Source organism: Acinetobacter sp. LF10, assembly GCF_048585715.1.
In the GTDB taxonomy this organism is placed as follows: domain Bacteria; phylum Pseudomonadota; class Gammaproteobacteria; order Pseudomonadales; family Moraxellaceae; genus Acinetobacter.
This window is the reverse complement of sequence record NZ_CP184160.1, coordinates 517,406-531,873: the sequence shown is the minus strand read 5'-3', so window position 1 is coordinate 531,873 and position 14,468 is coordinate 517,406. Positions and strand designations below refer to the sequence as shown.

Annotated in this window: 20 protein-coding genes; 13 read left to right on the top strand and 7 right to left on the bottom strand. The window is 38.9% G+C overall.

The window, feature by feature from the left end; genetic code table 11:
• Nucleotides 1–94: 94 nt before the first annotated feature.
• The 4 genes from rsgA to secB all read left to right on the top strand — a co-directional run bounded on the left by rsgA (nt 95) and on the right by secB (nt 2,422).
• Complete coding sequence (rsgA, locus tag ACN19N_RS02550) at nt 95–1,153, top strand: ribosome small subunit-dependent GTPase A (protein ID WP_420001908.1); 1,059 nt, start codon at nt 95–97, stop codon at nt 1,151–1,153.
• Between the two features lie 94 nt (nt 1,154–1,247).
• Nucleotides 1,248–1,664, top strand: a complete 417-nt coding sequence (locus tag ACN19N_RS02545; RefSeq protein WP_293745401.1) for a rhodanese-like domain-containing protein — start codon at nt 1,248–1,250, stop codon at nt 1,662–1,664.
• 11 nt (nt 1,665–1,675) lie between these two features.
• A complete protein-coding gene (gene grxC, locus ACN19N_RS02540) occupies nt 1,676–1,936 on the top strand; it encodes a glutaredoxin 3 (RefSeq protein WP_004664142.1) in 261 nt (86 codons plus the stop codon).
• Nucleotides 1,937–1,963: 27 nt separating this feature from the next.
• On the top strand, nt 1,964–2,422 hold the full coding sequence (gene secB / locus ACN19N_RS02535; RefSeq protein WP_004664141.1) for a protein-export chaperone SecB: 459 nt from the start codon (nt 1,964–1,966) through the stop codon (nt 2,420–2,422).
• Nucleotides 2,423–2,482: 60 nt separating this feature from the next.
• Here the strand turns inward: secB and ACN19N_RS02530 are convergent, their stop codons facing one another.
• The 3 genes from ACN19N_RS02530 to ACN19N_RS02520 form a co-directional block, all read right to left on the bottom strand.
• A complete protein-coding gene (locus ACN19N_RS02530) occupies nt 2,483–3,091 on the bottom strand; it encodes an alpha-ketoglutarate-dependent dioxygenase AlkB family protein (RefSeq protein WP_420001907.1) in 609 nt (202 codons plus the stop codon).
• The gene (locus tag ACN19N_RS02525) at nt 3,078–3,920 is read right to left on the bottom strand and encodes a methylated-DNA--[protein]-cysteine S-methyltransferase (protein WP_420001906.1); all 843 of its coding nucleotides are present in this window, start codon (nt 3,918–3,920) and stop codon (nt 3,078–3,080) included. The genes ACN19N_RS02530 and ACN19N_RS02525 overlap by 14 nt, the downstream gene beginning before the upstream one ends.
• A 203-nt stretch (nt 3,921–4,123) precedes the next feature.
• Nucleotides 4,124–4,501, bottom strand: coding sequence for a cytochrome b562 (locus ACN19N_RS02520; RefSeq protein ID WP_420001905.1), 378 nt, complete (start codon nt 4,499–4,501; stop codon nt 4,124–4,126).
• A gap of 279 nt (nt 4,502–4,780) precedes the next feature.
• Here ACN19N_RS02520 and ACN19N_RS02515 point away from each other — a divergent pair, with 279 nt between their 5' ends.
• Nucleotides 4,781–5,269: a hydrolase gene (locus ACN19N_RS02515; RefSeq protein WP_420001904.1), complete on the top strand. Its 489-nt coding sequence runs from the start codon at nt 4,781–4,783 to the stop codon at nt 5,267–5,269.
• Between the two features lie 19 nt (nt 5,270–5,288).
• Here ACN19N_RS02515 and coaBC read toward each other — a convergent pair whose 3' ends face one another.
• Nucleotides 5,289–6,545, bottom strand: a complete 1,257-nt coding sequence (gene coaBC / locus ACN19N_RS02510; protein WP_420001903.1) for a bifunctional phosphopantothenoylcysteine decarboxylase/phosphopantothenate--cysteine ligase CoaBC — start codon at nt 6,543–6,545, stop codon at nt 5,289–5,291.
• Between the two features lie 110 nt (nt 6,546–6,655).
• Between coaBC and radC the strand changes: the two genes are divergently transcribed.
• Together radC and ACN19N_RS02500 are read left to right on the top strand one after the other, a co-directional pair.
• Nucleotides 6,656–7,369, top strand: a complete 714-nt coding sequence (radC, locus tag ACN19N_RS02505; protein WP_269238534.1) for a RadC family protein — start codon at nt 6,656–6,658, stop codon at nt 7,367–7,369.
• 65 nt (nt 7,370–7,434) lie between these two features.
• Entirely contained in the window at nt 7,435–8,346 is a 912-nt protein-coding gene (locus ACN19N_RS02500) for a bestrophin family protein (protein WP_420001902.1), read from the top strand.
• A gap of 61 nt (nt 8,347–8,407) precedes the next feature.
• Here the strand turns inward: ACN19N_RS02500 and ACN19N_RS02495 are convergent, their stop codons facing one another.
• The gene (locus ACN19N_RS02495) at nt 8,408–8,725 is read right to left on the bottom strand and encodes a hypothetical protein (RefSeq protein WP_420001901.1); all 318 of its coding nucleotides are present in this window, start codon (nt 8,723–8,725) and stop codon (nt 8,408–8,410) included.
• 42 nt (nt 8,726–8,767) lie between these two features.
• Nucleotides 8,768–9,619, bottom strand: a complete 852-nt coding sequence (locus ACN19N_RS02490; protein WP_420001900.1) for a PHP domain-containing protein — start codon at nt 9,617–9,619, stop codon at nt 8,768–8,770.
• A 45-nt stretch (nt 9,620–9,664) separates the two neighbouring features.
• On the opposite strand from ACN19N_RS02490, the gene ACN19N_RS02485 reads away from it, so the two are divergent.
• From ACN19N_RS02485 to mnmC, 4 genes are read left to right on the top strand one after another with little or no spacing between them, the layout of a single operon-like run.
• Nucleotides 9,665–10,276 (top strand): septation protein IspZ, encoded by a 612-nt coding sequence (locus tag ACN19N_RS02485; protein ID WP_420001899.1) that lies wholly within the window; start codon nt 9,665–9,667, stop codon nt 10,274–10,276.
• A 24-nt stretch (nt 10,277–10,300) separates the two neighbouring features.
• Nucleotides 10,301–10,603 carry a YciI family protein gene (locus ACN19N_RS02480; protein WP_420001898.1) on the top strand — a complete coding sequence of 101 codons (303 nt, stop codon included), beginning with the start codon at nt 10,301–10,303 and terminating at the stop codon, nt 10,601–10,603.
• A 3-nt stretch (nt 10,604–10,606) separates the two neighbouring features.
• Nucleotides 10,607–11,059: a hypothetical protein gene (locus ACN19N_RS02475; protein ID WP_420001897.1), complete on the top strand. Its 453-nt coding sequence runs from the start codon at nt 10,607–10,609 to the stop codon at nt 11,057–11,059.
• A 17-nt stretch (nt 11,060–11,076) separates the two neighbouring features.
• A complete protein-coding gene (mnmC, locus tag ACN19N_RS02470; protein WP_420001896.1) occupies nt 11,077–12,987 on the top strand; it encodes an FAD-dependent 5-carboxymethylaminomethyl-2-thiouridine(34) oxidoreductase MnmC in 1,911 nt (636 codons plus the stop codon).
• Between the two features lie 69 nt (nt 12,988–13,056).
• Here mnmC and ACN19N_RS02465 read toward each other — a convergent pair whose 3' ends face one another.
• Nucleotides 13,057–13,371, bottom strand: coding sequence for a rhodanese-like domain-containing protein (locus tag ACN19N_RS02465; RefSeq protein WP_004664933.1), 315 nt, complete (start codon nt 13,369–13,371; stop codon nt 13,057–13,059).
• Nucleotides 13,372–13,461: 90 nt separating this feature from the next.
• Here ACN19N_RS02465 and ACN19N_RS02460 point away from each other — a divergent pair, with 90 nt between their 5' ends.
• Complete coding sequence (locus ACN19N_RS02460; protein ID WP_004655922.1) at nt 13,462–13,950, top strand: YajQ family cyclic di-GMP-binding protein; 489 nt, start codon at nt 13,462–13,464, stop codon at nt 13,948–13,950.
• A gap of 14 nt (nt 13,951–13,964) precedes the next feature.
• Nucleotides 13,965–14,459, top strand: coding sequence for a DUF4442 domain-containing protein (locus tag ACN19N_RS02455; RefSeq protein ID WP_420001895.1), 495 nt, complete (start codon nt 13,965–13,967; stop codon nt 14,457–14,459).
• Nucleotides 14,460–14,468: the final 9 nt, after the last annotated feature.

The window sequence follows — 14,468 nt, the reverse complement described above, 5'->3', positions numbered from 1 at the left end:
CAATAGTAGCAAATTAATTACATCTTGGCTGTAATTCTATAGTGGCTTCATGCTATTTTTGCGGTCTTCAAAGTGTGGATTTTTTGGGACATGAATGGCTTTAATTCGTAAGCGTCGTTTAACTGAACAACAACAGCGTCGTATTGAGAAACAACACAAATCACGTCAAGACGACATTGATACATCGCAAGATTTAGATGGACTAGTTGTTCAGCATTATGGTCGTCAACTCGAAGTACAAGCTTTATCTGTGCCTGAACAGCATCCTGAAAAACCACAGGTCGCTGAAGGTGAGCCAGAACCGTTCTGGAAACCAATCGAATTAGACAGCATTTGGCGCTGTCATACTCGTACTAATTTAGAACTCTTGGTGACAGGTGATCGAGTCAAGTGGCAAGCAGATCCGAATACGGGCTTGGGTATTATTACTGCGATTTATCCAAGACAATCATTGCTCACTCGACCAGATCGTTATCATAAAGTTAAACCGGTTGCGGCAAATATTAGTCTGATTGTGATTGTTTTTTCGCCGTTACCAGAACCCGCTCCAACATTGATTGACCGTTATCTAGTGGCCTGTGCCGATGCCAACATTCCTGCGTTATTGGTACTCAACAAATCAGATTTACTGACTGACAATGATCCTATTCTCACGATGCTCAGTGAGTATGAAACTTTGGGTTATGAAACCCTGATTTGTCATTCTCGTGGTGATCTATCTGAGTTATCTACACGTTTGGATAATGAGACGGTGGCTTTCGTTGGACAGTCTGGTGTCGGTAAAAGCTCGCTCATCAATACTATCGTTCCAGATGCTGCACAGAAAACCAATGTGATTTCCGAAAATTCAGCACTTGGTCAGCACACCACCACCTCAACGCGTTTGATTAAATTTGGAACAAACGGTGCGTTAATTGATTCTCCTGGAATTCGAGAATTTGGTCTATGGCATCTCAGTTTAGAAAAGGTACGTACAGGTTTTCCAGACATCGAAGCCCATTTAGGGCTGTGTCAGTTCCGTAACTGCACCCATACCCATGAGAAAAATTGTGCTTTAAAACAAGCGGTTGATGCTGGCGAAATTTTGCCACGTCGTTTAGACAGCTACCTACGTCTTATTGACGAAATTCAAGAAGCGCAGCAAAAAAGTTAGTTTTCTTCAAGTTTTGCCCTTGAACTAAGATTTTTGATCACCATAGAGATAAGTTATACTCAGGGTCAATTTTGATTTTAACTTTAGGTGACTTGTGGAACGCTGGTTAGAGTTTATGGGGAATCACCCCTTCTTGTTTGGTGCGCTCGGCGTGTTAATTGTGTTGTTCTTTATTTTAGAAGGACAACGCAATGGCCGTAAAATTTCACCACAATCACTTGGTATTTTGGTCAAGGCAAAAAATGCGATTTTGATCGACTTACGTGATGCAAAAGATTTCCGTGATGGTCATATCAGTGGTAGTCGCAATATTCCATACAGCCAAATCACAAGTCATGTTGATGAGTTAAAAGCAAGTGATCGTCCGTTGGTTTTTATTTGTAACTTAGGGCAAGTTGCAGGCTCTGCATTGCAAAAAGTTGCTCATACGGATAGCTATCGTTTAGATGGTGGTATTAGCAACTGGAAAGCTCAAGGCTTACCTTTAGTGAAAAGCAAAACCAAAGCTTAAGGAGAGATGAAATGACAACCTCAAACGTCACAATTTATTCAACGCTTTCTTGTCCATATTGCGTACGCGCAAAACAATTATTGGAGCGTAAAGGCGTTGCTTATAAAGAAATTAATCTTTCCAACGAAGCCCCTGAAGTTCGTATTGAGTTAATGCAACGTACCAATCATCGTACAGTGCCTCAAATTTTTATCAAAGATCAATTTATCGGTGGTTTTGATCAACTTTATGCTTTAGAGCGTGAAGGTAAACTCGACCAATTATTAGCTTAACAACACTCCAAGATTTAAGGAAAAACAATGAGCGAAGAACAAGTTCAACCACAACTCGCGTTAGAACGTATTTATACAAAAGACATTTCTTTTGAGGTTCCTGGTGCGCAAGTATTTACTAAACAATGGCAGCCTGAACTCAACATCAATTTATCTTCTTCAGCAGAAAAAATTGATCCAACACACTATGAAGTGTCTTTAAAAGTTGTGGTTCAAGCAAATAATGAAAATGAAACTGCGTTCATCGTTGATGTAACTCAATCAGGTATTTTCCTTATTGATGGTGTAGAAGAAGATCGTCTTCCTTACATCTTAGGTGCATACTGCCCAAATATTCTATTCCCATTCTTACGTGAGTCTGTAAATGACTTAGTCACTAAGGGTAGCTTCCCACAATTGTTACTTACACCAATTAACTTTGATGCTGAGTTCGAAGCCAACATGCAACGTTTACAAGCGGATGCTGATGCGCAGGGTCAAGCATAATTACGCTGATCATTGTAATAAAAAAGGACTGATTTTCAGTCCTTTTTTATTGTCAAATAATCAATCAACAATTGTTCTAAAGGTCAAATTAACTCTAGGTGTGGTCACTTTCTTGGTTGGTGGTAAGCGATGTAGCCAGTAGCTTTGAGTCGTATCTTTCATGACCAACAAACTGCCATGCTCTAAGTACAACTCAACTTTTTCTTTACTTTGTTTATGTTTAAAGGCGAACTTCCGCTCAGCACCAAAACTGAGTGAAGCGATGGCACCATCTCGCTTAAGATCTGTTTCATCATCACTATGCCAAGCCATACCCTCTTCACCTGTATGATAAAGATTGAGCAGACATGAGTTGAATGATTCACCTGTTAAACTTTCGACAAGTACTTTTAATTCAAGTAATTCTTTTGTCCAAGGCAACGCATATTTATTGATATTTGAATAGGTATATTCAAATGCCTGATCACCATACCAAGCCACTTTTCTTTTGGTAATAATTTTGCGCCCAAAAATGATTGCCTGATCATTTTCCCATGCAATGTTTTGCAGCAATTTATCAAGATAATCATCGGCAGACAAATGGGGAACGACTTTACCGTAGTACTGTACCGTACCATCATAAGGCAGCCAGTTATGTTCTGAGTCAGCTTCAATATCAAATAGTTGCATGACTATGAACACCCTCCCAAGCAATCATTGCCGTTTTTCTCACTTGTCCCCATTCATATCCACCCAATGCACCTGTAGCTTGAATCACACGATGGCATGGGATCAAGAAAGCAATCGGATTACTACCAATTGCAGTACCTACAGCACGTGCAGCTTTAGGATGATCAATCACTTTCGCCAACCCCCCATAAGTGGTGAGTTGACCCATTGGAATTTTGAGTAAAGATTGCCAAACCTTCAACTGGAATGCAGTTCCTTTTAAATGTAATTTAATTTTAGCCAAGTGATTTTGATCTATTTGGAACAGTGCCAAAGCACTTTGCTGAAGTGAATCTGATTGAGCGACAAACTTTGCTTTAGGAAATTGCGCTTTTAAATGCTGCAAAGCTTCTGTTGGATTTTCCACAAATGTTAAAGCACAAATCCCCTTGGATGTTGAAGCAACTAAAACCTCACCGAATAATGTTTCTGCAAATTGATAAGAAATTGTTAAAGCCGCACCACCATTTTTATATTCAGCAGGCGTCATTCCTTCAATCTGAAGAAAAAGATCATGTAATCGACTGGTACTCGATAAACCTGTGGCAAAAGTCGCATCAAAGATACTGCCCTGTTGCTGCTTCAGAATCTGTTTTGCATATTCAATACTGGTATATTGTAAAAATTTCTTATGGCTCGTCCCCACCCATTCCGTAAATAGACGCTGAAAATGTGCTGAGCTCAAATGAATATGAGCTGCCACCTCTTCAAGTTGTGGCTGCTGCTGAAAATTTTGTTGAATATAAGCAATTGCTTGAGCAACTTTTTGATAATGTTGTTGTGAGGACATAGACCACCTCTCATCATTCACATTTTCACTGTATCAATTTTAAAATGCAGTGAAAATCTGAATCATGCTAAGTTTAAGTTTTTGTTTATCCTTCTCTCTGTACAAATAAAAAACTGCGCTCATTCAAGCACAGCTTTTAAAAGATAGAACATAAAATACTTTAGCTCATTACAAGGGATGACTCATCAATCATCTCGATGAGATTAGTGTGTATAGTATTTATGTCCCTGATCACGTAACTCGGCAATTTTTTTGCCTTGTTTTTTTGCTTCATCTAATTTACCGGCTTGAACAAGTACTTTAGCCTTATCAATCTCAACAATAATTTGATCAAATAAAGCTGTTGAGGTCGGTACTTTGTCCGTTGTATTTACCGCTAATTTATATTGTTTTGAATGCGTTGCTGCATTACGCATATTATTTAAAGCAGTTGTCGCTGCTTGTGGATTTTTAGCTTGGTTAAACGCTTTATAGTTTTTACCTAAAGCTTTCATATCATCATGTAAACCCGCAGCCATAACGGTGCTGCTAAGGGCAAGAGAAGAAAACATAATCACGGTGGCTAAAGTTTTTTTAATCATCAAGATATCCTATCGAAAACTGTGGCTGTAGATGGCTGATCAGAAGCAAAACTTATTGAACTCTGATTTGGCTGCATATATTGCTGCGCTGTTTTAGCATACATAAAAAATGCAACGATTTCGTTGTATTTTAATAAAAGGATATGTGTGCATTTATAGGATGTAGACATTTTAATCACACACGCCATGATCTGTTCTATAGAAGATATTATTCATAACGTTACTAGCCTGCTTTATGATGGCAGATCTAGATAAAGAACCATAATAAGAGCGAATGAAATGCCGATCACACCTTTACACTTAGGAATTGGCTGTTGTTGTAAAGCAATTGGTCAACAACGATTTAGCATGATGATTTTTGCAGGTACACAGGTTTTAATGGATATTGAACCTTTATTGGGTTTGATTTACGGTTGGCAATATTTACACCTATTTACACATAATTTAATGGGTGCGACTCTCATAGGTAGTATTGCTCTCCTGATCGGTAAACCCATCAGTGAATGGGGGTTATCAATTATAAGTCATAGAAAATGGTGTATCTCATGGAAAACTGCTGCGATCAGTGCGTATATCGGTAGTTTTAGTCATATTCTCTTAGATGTCTTTATGCATCATGATGTTTATTTGTTTTATCCGTGGATATTACAAAATCCATTATTAGGCTTAATTCGTTATTCAATTATTTTTTATGGCTGTATATTCAGTGCCATTTTAGGCAGTTTATGCTGGTTGATTATTTTGAAACTTAAAAAGAAGGGAGTGTAAAACACTCCCTTGATCCATTCTATAAACGGCGCCGTAATGCATCCGCAATTGACTCCACCAATTGTTGTGAAATCTCTTGTTTTGAAGCTTTCTCTAATTCGCGTTTTTGCATATGGTAAGACTGGGCAAAGAAAACTGTCATCGCATTTTCATCTGAAGCAAAACCAATATCTGGACGTGATACATCATTACACGCAATCATATCGAGTTTTTTAGCAACCAATTTTCCTGCTGCATATTGCTCAACATTTTGGGTTTCTGCCGCAAAACCAACCATAAATGGACGTTGTTGTTGCTCTGCAATGGTCGCCACGATATCTGGGTTCTTCACTAAAGCGACTGCAAGTTCATCACCTGCTTTTTTAATCTTATGTTCTGCGACTTGAGCAACGCGATAATCGGCGACCGCCGCAGTTGCAATAAAGATGTCACAGCCCTCTTTGAGCTGATTCATACTGACATCGAGCATTTGCATAGCAGAGCTGACATTAATTCGTTGCACACCATTCGGTGTATCCAAACTGACTGGACCTGCAACCAAGGTCACTTTGGCACCTGCTGCATAACAAGCTGCTGCTAGTGAAAAGCCCATTTTACCTGTACTGTGATTGGAAATATAACGAACAGGATCGATTGCTTCTCGGGTTGGCCCCGCAGTGATCGTGACTCGTTTACCTGCCAACAAACCAAACTTTTCAGCAATCGCACGTTGTGCTTTATGAAAATATGCAGCAACTTGACGCGCCAAATCTTCAGGTTCAGGCATACGTCCTAAGCCGACATCACCACATGCTTGCTCGCCCGCATCAGGCATAATCACATGCACACCATCTTCAACTAAGGTTTGCAGATTACGCTGAGTGGCTTTGGCTGCCCACATTTGTTGATTCATAGCAGGTGCAACCCAAACAGGTGCTTTGGTTGCTAAATATAAAGTGCTTAATAGATCATCAGCCAGACCATTGGCAAATTTTGCAATGCTGTCACAACTTGCAGGTGCAACGAGAATCAGATCAGCCCAACGTGCCAATTCGATATGTCCCATGCCTGCTTCTGCTTCAGGATTAAGCAATTCGGTATGTACAGGATTTCCTGAAAGTGCTTGAAAAGTCAGCGGGGTAATAAATGCTTGTGCGCCATGCGTCATCACGACACGAACATCAAAACCAAAGTCTTTTAAACGACGGACTAAAATCGCACTTTTATAGGCAGCAATACCGCCTGTAACCGCTAATATAATGTTTTTATGTGGAATAACACTTAGATCAAAGCTCACAAACAGGATACCTTACTGTTGCAGTGGCGCTCACAATAGCATTAAATACGATCATACCCAAGTGATGTACTTGGAAAAATCATCATCATAAAAAAATTACGTGAATAAAAATGAATCAATCAATAAGACAATCTATCAAAGCATGGCCTGAACAAGAACGCCCACGCGAACGTTTATTATTACAAGGCGCACAAAGCCTATCTGATGCAGAACTATTGGCTATTTTTCTACGCTCAGGCTCAAAGCAACACTCCGCGGTGGAACTTTCTCGGATTTTGATTCAACATTTTGGTGGATTGAATCCAATTTTTGATGCATCACTTGAAGACTTATCCCAATTTAATGGAATTGCGTCTACCAAATATGCCCAACTCATGGCGGTTAAAGAACTTGGACGGCGTTATCTACATAACTATTTTCATCAACAACGTTTATGCCTAGATACTTCAACACTGGTATTGGATTATTTGCGCTACGAACTGCAAGGTGAAAAGCAGGAAGTTTTTGCTGTACTGTGTTTAGATGCTGAACTTAGAAAGCTCCATTTCAAAAAACTATTCTATGGTTCACACCATTCATGTAGTGTTTCACTGAATCAAACCTTACGTTATGCCTTACAACAACAAGCCTGCCAAATTGTGGTTGCACATAACCATCCCTATGGCATTGCTCAACCCTCAGCAGAAGATATTTATCTGACGCAGCAACTCAAACAAGCTTGTAAACTATTGGAAATTAATCTGATTGATCATTTTATTATTTCAGCAGAGGATCATTTTTCATTTTCTGAACAACAACTCCTCAACCCCACTAAAATCAAGTAATCTCATCTTGACAAAGCCCAAATCTAACCCGAACATCAACATATAAAATTAATGATTCAAATAACATGATTGTCCGTGATCAACCGAGTATTTTTAAAGTTTTATTCTCATGGCGTGGGACGATTTTACCTAAAATTTTACCCTCTCTCGGTTTCGTCATGCTCATCTCTGCCATTATTGGAGGTATTGAATATGTAGAGTTATACCGTTTTCCAGAAATTCCTTTGGTTGGCTTTACACTGATCGGGGTAGTGCTTTCGATCTTCTTAGGTTTTAAGAATACCGCTTGTTATGATCGTTGGTGGGAAGCACGTAAGCTTTGGGGGGTTTTGATCGCAACGTCACGTCATTTTGATCGCGACTGTCGTGTATTAACTCAGGCTCGCCGTGAACGTATTATTCAAAATGTGATTGTATTTGCGAATGTATTGCGTGATCGTTTACGTCATCAAACAGCCAATCCAACTGAACTCACAGAAACCAGTGGCTTGAGCCAACAAGCACTCACTCAACTTTATCAGCAACATAATGCGCCACAATACACTTTAAGCCTGATTCAATGGGAACTATTACAAGCCATGAAAGAAGGTGAAATATCAGATATTATCTATACTCAAATGAACCGCCATGTCGCGGCCTTAAGTGAAATGCAAACAGGTTGTGATCGTATTGCGAATACCCCGATTCCATTTGCCTACTCTGTTTTATTGAATCGTACTGTGTATTTTTTCTGCTTTATGCTACCGTTTAGCTTAGGGTCTTTATTAGGTCTAGTGACCCCGCTTTTAGTCGGAATTTTGGCTTATACATTTTTGGGGTTAGATGCTTTAAGTACAGAAATTGAAGAGCCTTTTGGAACACAAAGCAATGACTTGCCTTTAGATGCGATGGTGCGTTCAATTGAAATTGAGTTACTCGGAACTTTAGGTCGCCCAACCCCTCCACCGATTCAAGCACATGATCATAATTTATTGTAGATAATAATTTTGAACTTAGAGAACAGAGCATACTCTATACATAAAGATCATATGCTCTGATCTAAAACTTATGATCAGATAGCCTAAAATAAAACAAACACCCCTTAAAATGTTTCTCGATTAAAAGATCCTCCCACTCTTTAATGTTTATACATGAACTATCAATATGAATATCGACATACGCTTTTTGAGCTTGAAGATGCTTCATAAAAACTACAGGAAATTTTTCTTTTTCATATATATGAGTTGCTATTGTTCTTCCTAAGCCATCATCATCGAACTCATGCAATGGCAGCTTATTTATCTCAGCAAAATCAATCAAATTAAAGTCTACACTTAAGATGATTTTGTCATCTCCACTCGGCCAAATACATGCCATACAAACCTCTATATTAAAAAAACTTCAAATATTTTTGAAATTTTACCTAAAACTTTCCCAAATACCTATCTGCCCTTCTTTCACTCTAGGTGTATTACCCAGTTTAATCCACGGCATATTTTCACCATGAAAATCACTACCGATTGAAACAGCCAAATCAAACTGCTCAATCATTCGATCGACCATTTGACGTGTTGATGCAGGTTCTACACTCGGAGGAAGCTCAACAGCATCTCCACCCGATTCAGCAAATAACTCAATCAAATAACGAATATTAGTGGCAGATAAATCATAACGTGTTGGATGTGCTAAAACAGCGAAGCCTTGACTCGCATGAATCACATCAATGGTTTCTTTGAGTCCAATGCCATCAAATTTCACAAAAGCCTTTTTACCCTCTTTAAGAAAACGGTCAAATGCTTGTTGCGGACGACTGACAATATTTTTCTCTACCAATACTTTGGCGATATGCGTTCGTGTTACACGGTCTGCTTGCCCATCGACTTTGGCAACCACATCAGGATAAATATCAAAATCAATACATTTCTGTAATAAGCTACAGATGACTTTGGCACGCTCAGCACGGACTTTTTTCTGATTTTCAAGCATCTCTCGTATTGGTGCTTCATCTTGCATATTCAGTGCCACAATATGTACACTATAACTCTTTTTGGTATTCGGTCGTGACCATTGGCTAGATATTTCTGTACCAGAAATTATTTGAATATCATAATCTTGAGCATAGTTTTTGGCACGACTTAAACCGTCCATCGTGTCATGATCAGTGACCGCAAGTGTATGTATTTTTAAGTCAACAGCCGCCTCTACCAATTGTTCTGGAGAGTATGTACCATCTGAAATGTGGGTATGTGTATGTAAATCGACACCGAACATGGTTTGTATTATGCTATCTGACCTATTTCATCATCGTACTGTAACATGAAAGCGTTGCTCGACTATCTGCCGATTATTATCTTCTTTTATTTTTATAAAACCACTGATCCAAAAGATAGTCACCATCCTTTATTAGAGCTTGTTGGTAGTGCTGGAAATACCGATCAAAATCATATTCTTGTTGCAACCTGTGCGCTTTTAATTTCAACGCTTGTTGTTTACGGTTGTTTGTTCTTTTTCCAGAAGTTTAAACTGGAAAAAATGCAATGGTTTATTGTTGTAATGTCGGTGATTTTTGGTGGAATCACACTCGTATTCAGTGATGTGACCTACATTAAAATGAAAGCAATCATCATCAACATCGGTATTGGAATAGGTTTTTTAGTTACCCCATTATTCAATAAAGAACGTACCCCGATTATTAAAAAGCTTCTTGGTTCATTACTCGAATTAAGTCATCAAGGCTGGATGAAGTTGAACTTAGCGTGGTGTGGACAATTCTTTTTGCTTGCCGCTTTACATTTTTTCTTTGGATTCGTCTATATGCAAGGCAAATATTGGGGCGAATTCACGGCTTTCGGCGATATTATCGTTTCTATCAGTTACCTTGCTGCTATACTATTTTTCTTAAGAAAACATTTTAAAACCACCGACTGAATTTTGAATCATTGAGCGACTGCCATGCCTTATTTTGTCCTGACCTGCACTGATCATGAAAGTACCTTAGAAAAACGTTTAGCAACTCGTCCACAACATATTGAACGATTGCAAAAGCTAGATGATGAAGGACGTTTAATTGCTGCTGGCGCTCATCCTAAAGATCCAAATGACCCACAAGCAGGTTTTTTAGGTAGTACGATTATTGTTGAATTTGACACGCGTGAAGCACTTGATAGCTGGATTCAGGAAGAGCCTTTTTTAAAAGAAGGAATTTACTCAAATATTGACGTAAAACCTTTCAACAAAGCTTTTCCAAAAGGGTAAATCATGCACTTTGCAGCCAAAAGCTTTTTCGCCTTATGCTTAATAAGTTCATCAGTCTGGGCTGTTGAACCAACACCAGCTGTCGCACCGACAACAACTGTTCAAGCTAAACCAAACTCAACAAAAGCTCCCACCACTGTTGCTACGGCAACTGCTAAGCCCTTAACTGCTGAACAAATTGCAAAGGCTAAACAGCAACAAGAAGCCAAAGTCAAAGCATTGGTTCAAGATCAAGCCAATCGCTTAAAACAACTTGAAAATGCCAATCTTGAAGCGCTCTCGCAAAATCAAGAATTACAACTCAAAAATGACAATCTTACTGTTCAGATTCAAGTTTTACAAAGTGAGCGCAGTGCTCAAATGTTCTTGTATGGTGCTATGACGATTGCAGTTGGTGTCATTCTAGGTTTCTTTATTGCGAGCTATGTCTACACCAAACGTCGTCGCCAGTGGTAAAAATATAATTTTTATTTATGTCTCACTCATCAAAATTACAAACTGCTGAATTAGATTGGGAAATAGTCGATGGCATCGAAATTCCTATTTCTAAACAATTCGGTGATGTTTACTTTTCTAAAGACAATGGTTTGCTTGAAACTCGACATGTATTTTTAAATGGCAATGATTTAACCGAACGCCTCTCTCAACTGCACGATTATCAATATTTCTGTGTAGGTGAAACTGGTTTTGGTACAGGACTCAATATTTTGACCTTGTGGCAACTCTGGCAACAAGTTCGCTTAGATAATCACAGCCATTTACATGTTGTCAGCGTTGAAAAATTTCCATTAAATAAAGCTGATTTGATCCGTGCACTCAATGTTTGGACAGAACTCAAACCTTTAGCAGAAAAATTGATTCAGCAATATCCCTTGCCAATCGCAGGTTGTCATCGCTTAAGTTTTCCTGAAGAACGTTTTAGTATTGATTTATGGCTAGGTGATGCTCAGGATATTTTTCCAACGATTCCCAAAACCCAAGCAGTTAACGCATGGTTCTTGGACGGTTTTGCCCCGTCTTGTAACCCAGATATGTGGCAAGCAAATGTCTTAGATCATATGGTGCGTTTATCTGATTTTGGAACAACTTTCGCATCCTTTAGTGTCGCAGGCATATTAAAACGTGGGCTTAAACAACACGGCATCCAAATCAGCCGTCCACGAGGTTTTGGTCATAAACGAGAAATGCTCAAAGCTATTTGGCTAAATGCTTCACAAGAAGAAACAGACACCGCCGATTCGAAACAAGACATAACGATTCAAAATGAATCTGAAATAACAAGCTCAGCATCTGTACAGCGACATATTGCGATTATTGGTGCAGGAATCGCAGGTTTAAGCTCAGCATGGGCATTTGCTCAACGAGGACATCAAGTTGCGATCTACGAGCAAAATGAGCCGCTTTCAGGAGCATCTGGCAATCCCTTGGCGTTGCTCAATCCAAAACTATGCCCAATTGAACAGGCGCATGAACACTTGATGACCTTGAGTTGGCAACATGCGTTGAATTTTTATCCTCGTTTTAAGGCATTTAGACCGATTCAAGTAGAGCAGATTGCATTAAAAAATGCAGATGAACTGCTAGGGCTGGTTGAGCAATATCCTGAAAATGTTTTAACTGCAAATACAACGCTTGAATGCCTTCCCCAAACAGAGCTTCCAAGTCTGACCTTACATGAAGCTGGCGCAGTTTCACCTCATCAATTACGTGATGAGATTTTACAACATCCTAATATTCGAATAGAAAAAGTAAAAATTTCTCGATTAGAGTCGAATGGTAGTCAAGTTACACTCTGGCATGACCAACAAAAAATTGCCATAACGGATCATGCGATTGTCTGTTGTGCTAAACAAAGTGCTGAACTCATCGAAAACTATCCAGTCTTAAAGCCAATTCGAGGACAAGTCAGCTGGGTTGAGAATAGCCAGCGGCCTTTAGCACTGGATCAAGCTTATAGTTATGGCGGCTATTGCATACAACTGGATGCTTCACAGTTGATTCTCGGTGCATCTTTTTATCCCAATCGGGATGATGCAGAAGTGCTAACTGAAGACCATGTGCATAACTACGAACTTATCCACAGTGTCTTCCCTCAATATGCCGAACAACTTCCAAAGCTGGAGACTTGGCAAGGAAGAGCATCAGTTCGCGCACAAAGTTTAGATTATTTCCCCTTTGTTGGGAAAATACAAAATCTTGATCAAATCTATACTTTTGCTGGTTTAGGATCGAAAGGTTTCTTATTTGCGCCATTATGTAGTGAAATCTTAGCAGCACTAATTTTAGGTGAACTTTGCCCAGTTCCTCAAAGTTTATTGGATAAATTAAATCCTCAAAGATTTCAAAAGAAATTAAAAGCTAAAAAACCTTATTATTCTGGGTAAATTATTATTTTAGTTGTTCATTCTTTAAATTTGCCAAAATACCCAAGTATTTTGGCAAATTTAACTGATCTATGCGCCTTGTTCTAAAGCTAAGCCAGCATCACGTGCTGCACGTGTACCGCCCATCAATACAACATATTCACGAGAATCATCTAAACCGTCTAAAAGCTCTGCTGCGCGTGGTGCTTTACTACCACCACCACATAAAATATAAATCGGCTGATCCGCTGCAACCTGAGTCAAACTATCCGCATTAATTTCAGCAATTGGACGATTTAACGCCCCTTTGACGTGTGCCTCTGCATAAGCTTTGGCATCTCGGACATCCCAAATGACAGCGCCTTCTGGGAACTCAAATGTTGTAATTTCTTGTTTACGGATCATTGTGCACTCCTTTGATGTAAACAACACTTGGCAAATGAAGAAAACACCCTTAGCATCTCAAATATTCTTTCCCTTTGTAAAGGTCTAACCATGCCTTCTTTTGATATTGTTTCTGAATTAGAGTTATTTGAAGTCAATCATGCTGTACAAAATACAGAAAAAGAGATTGCAACTCGTTTTGACTTCCGCGGACAAGATGTTTCGATTGAGCTAAATGAAAAAAATAAAGAAATCAAAATCTCGACTGAAAGCGACTTCCAATGTGAACAAGTCTATACCATGCTTGAAAATCACTTCTATAAACGTAAGATTGATGTACAAGCTTTAGATCCACAAAAAGCCACTGCTTCTGGTAAAAATGTGGTCCAAGTGATCAAGCTAAAAGATGGACTTGACTCAGATACCGCAAAAAAAATTAATAAAGCCATTAAAGAAAGTGGTATCAAAGCGCAATCTTCTATCCAAGGAGACAAAATCCGTGTCACAGATAAAAAGCGCGATACATTGCAACAGGTCATGAACTTTTTACGTGAACAACAATTTGGTCTACCACTTCAATTTAATAATTTCAAAGACTAAACATTAGGTTCACTATGGCAAAAGATAACCGTCTTTCTACGCTGGTTAAAACCACTTCTAAATTTCCAAAAAGTATCCGTAGTACGCTATGGAGTAAAGCTTTTGGTCGTGTTGTTCCTATGGTGGGAACAGCAAATATTCGTTATTTAGAAGTTGATAAAGACCATGTCACTGTGCGCATTGAAAACCAACGTAATATGCAAAATCATATTAAAGGGGTTCACGCAGCAGCAATGGCTTTATTAGCAGAAACTGCAACGGGCTTTTTAACGGGCTTACATATTCCTGATGATCGGATCTTGTTGATTAAATCATTGCATGTCGATTATTTAAAAGTTGCGCAAGGTGGTTTAACTGCTACAGCAAGCTTGTCAGCAGACCAAAAAAAGTTTATTGCTGAACATGACAAAGGCGAGTTATTGATTCCTGTGACCGTAATTGACGATTCTGGTAACGAACCAATTCAATGTCAAATGCTTTGGGCTTGGCTGCCAAAACGTAAAAAATAGTCTTAGATT

What these genes read in the sequence shown, in the direction of transcription:
- rsgA (WP_420001908.1), top strand. Translation starts at nt 95, where the DNA reads ATGGCTTTAATTCGTAAGCGTCGTTTAACTGAACAACAACAGCGTCGT.
- grxC (WP_004664142.1), top strand. Translation starts at nt 1,676, where the DNA reads ATGACAACCTCAAACGTCACAATTTATTCAACGCTTTCTTGTCCATAT.
- secB (WP_004664141.1), top strand. Translation starts at nt 1,964, where the DNA reads ATGAGCGAAGAACAAGTTCAACCACAACTCGCGTTAGAACGTATTTAT.
- ACN19N_RS02530 (WP_420001907.1), bottom strand. Translation starts at nt 3,091, where the DNA reads ATGCAACTATTTGATATTGAAGCTGACTCAGAACATAACTGGCTGCCT.
- ACN19N_RS02525 (WP_420001906.1), bottom strand. Translation starts at nt 3,920, where the DNA reads ATGTCCTCACAACAACATTATCAAAAAGTTGCTCAAGCAATTGCTTAT.
- ACN19N_RS02520 (WP_420001905.1), bottom strand. Translation starts at nt 4,501, where the DNA reads ATGATTAAAAAAACTTTAGCCACCGTGATTATGTTTTCTTCTCTTGCC.
- ACN19N_RS02515 (WP_420001904.1), top strand. Translation starts at nt 4,781, where the DNA reads ATGCCGATCACACCTTTACACTTAGGAATTGGCTGTTGTTGTAAAGCA.
- radC (WP_269238534.1), top strand. Translation starts at nt 6,656, where the DNA reads ATGAATCAATCAATAAGACAATCTATCAAAGCATGGCCTGAACAAGAA.
- ACN19N_RS02500 (WP_420001902.1), top strand. Translation starts at nt 7,435, where the DNA reads ATGATTGTCCGTGATCAACCGAGTATTTTTAAAGTTTTATTCTCATGG.
- ACN19N_RS02495 (WP_420001901.1), bottom strand. Translation starts at nt 8,725, where the DNA reads ATGGCATGTATTTGGCCGAGTGGAGATGACAAAATCATCTTAAGTGTA.
- ACN19N_RS02490 (WP_420001900.1), bottom strand. Translation starts at nt 9,619, where the DNA reads ATGTTCGGTGTCGATTTACATACACATACCCACATTTCAGATGGTACA.
- ACN19N_RS02485 (WP_420001899.1), top strand. Translation starts at nt 9,665, where the DNA reads ATGAAAGCGTTGCTCGACTATCTGCCGATTATTATCTTCTTTTATTTT.
- ACN19N_RS02480 (WP_420001898.1), top strand. Translation starts at nt 10,301, where the DNA reads ATGCCTTATTTTGTCCTGACCTGCACTGATCATGAAAGTACCTTAGAA.
- ACN19N_RS02475 (WP_420001897.1), top strand. Translation starts at nt 10,607, where the DNA reads ATGCACTTTGCAGCCAAAAGCTTTTTCGCCTTATGCTTAATAAGTTCA.
- mnmC (WP_420001896.1), top strand. Translation starts at nt 11,077, where the DNA reads ATGTCTCACTCATCAAAATTACAAACTGCTGAATTAGATTGGGAAATA.
- ACN19N_RS02465 (WP_004664933.1), bottom strand. Translation starts at nt 13,371, where the DNA reads ATGATCCGTAAACAAGAAATTACAACATTTGAGTTCCCAGAAGGCGCT.
- ACN19N_RS02460 (WP_004655922.1), top strand. Translation starts at nt 13,462, where the DNA reads ATGCCTTCTTTTGATATTGTTTCTGAATTAGAGTTATTTGAAGTCAAT.
- ACN19N_RS02455 (WP_420001895.1), top strand. Translation starts at nt 13,965, where the DNA reads ATGGCAAAAGATAACCGTCTTTCTACGCTGGTTAAAACCACTTCTAAA.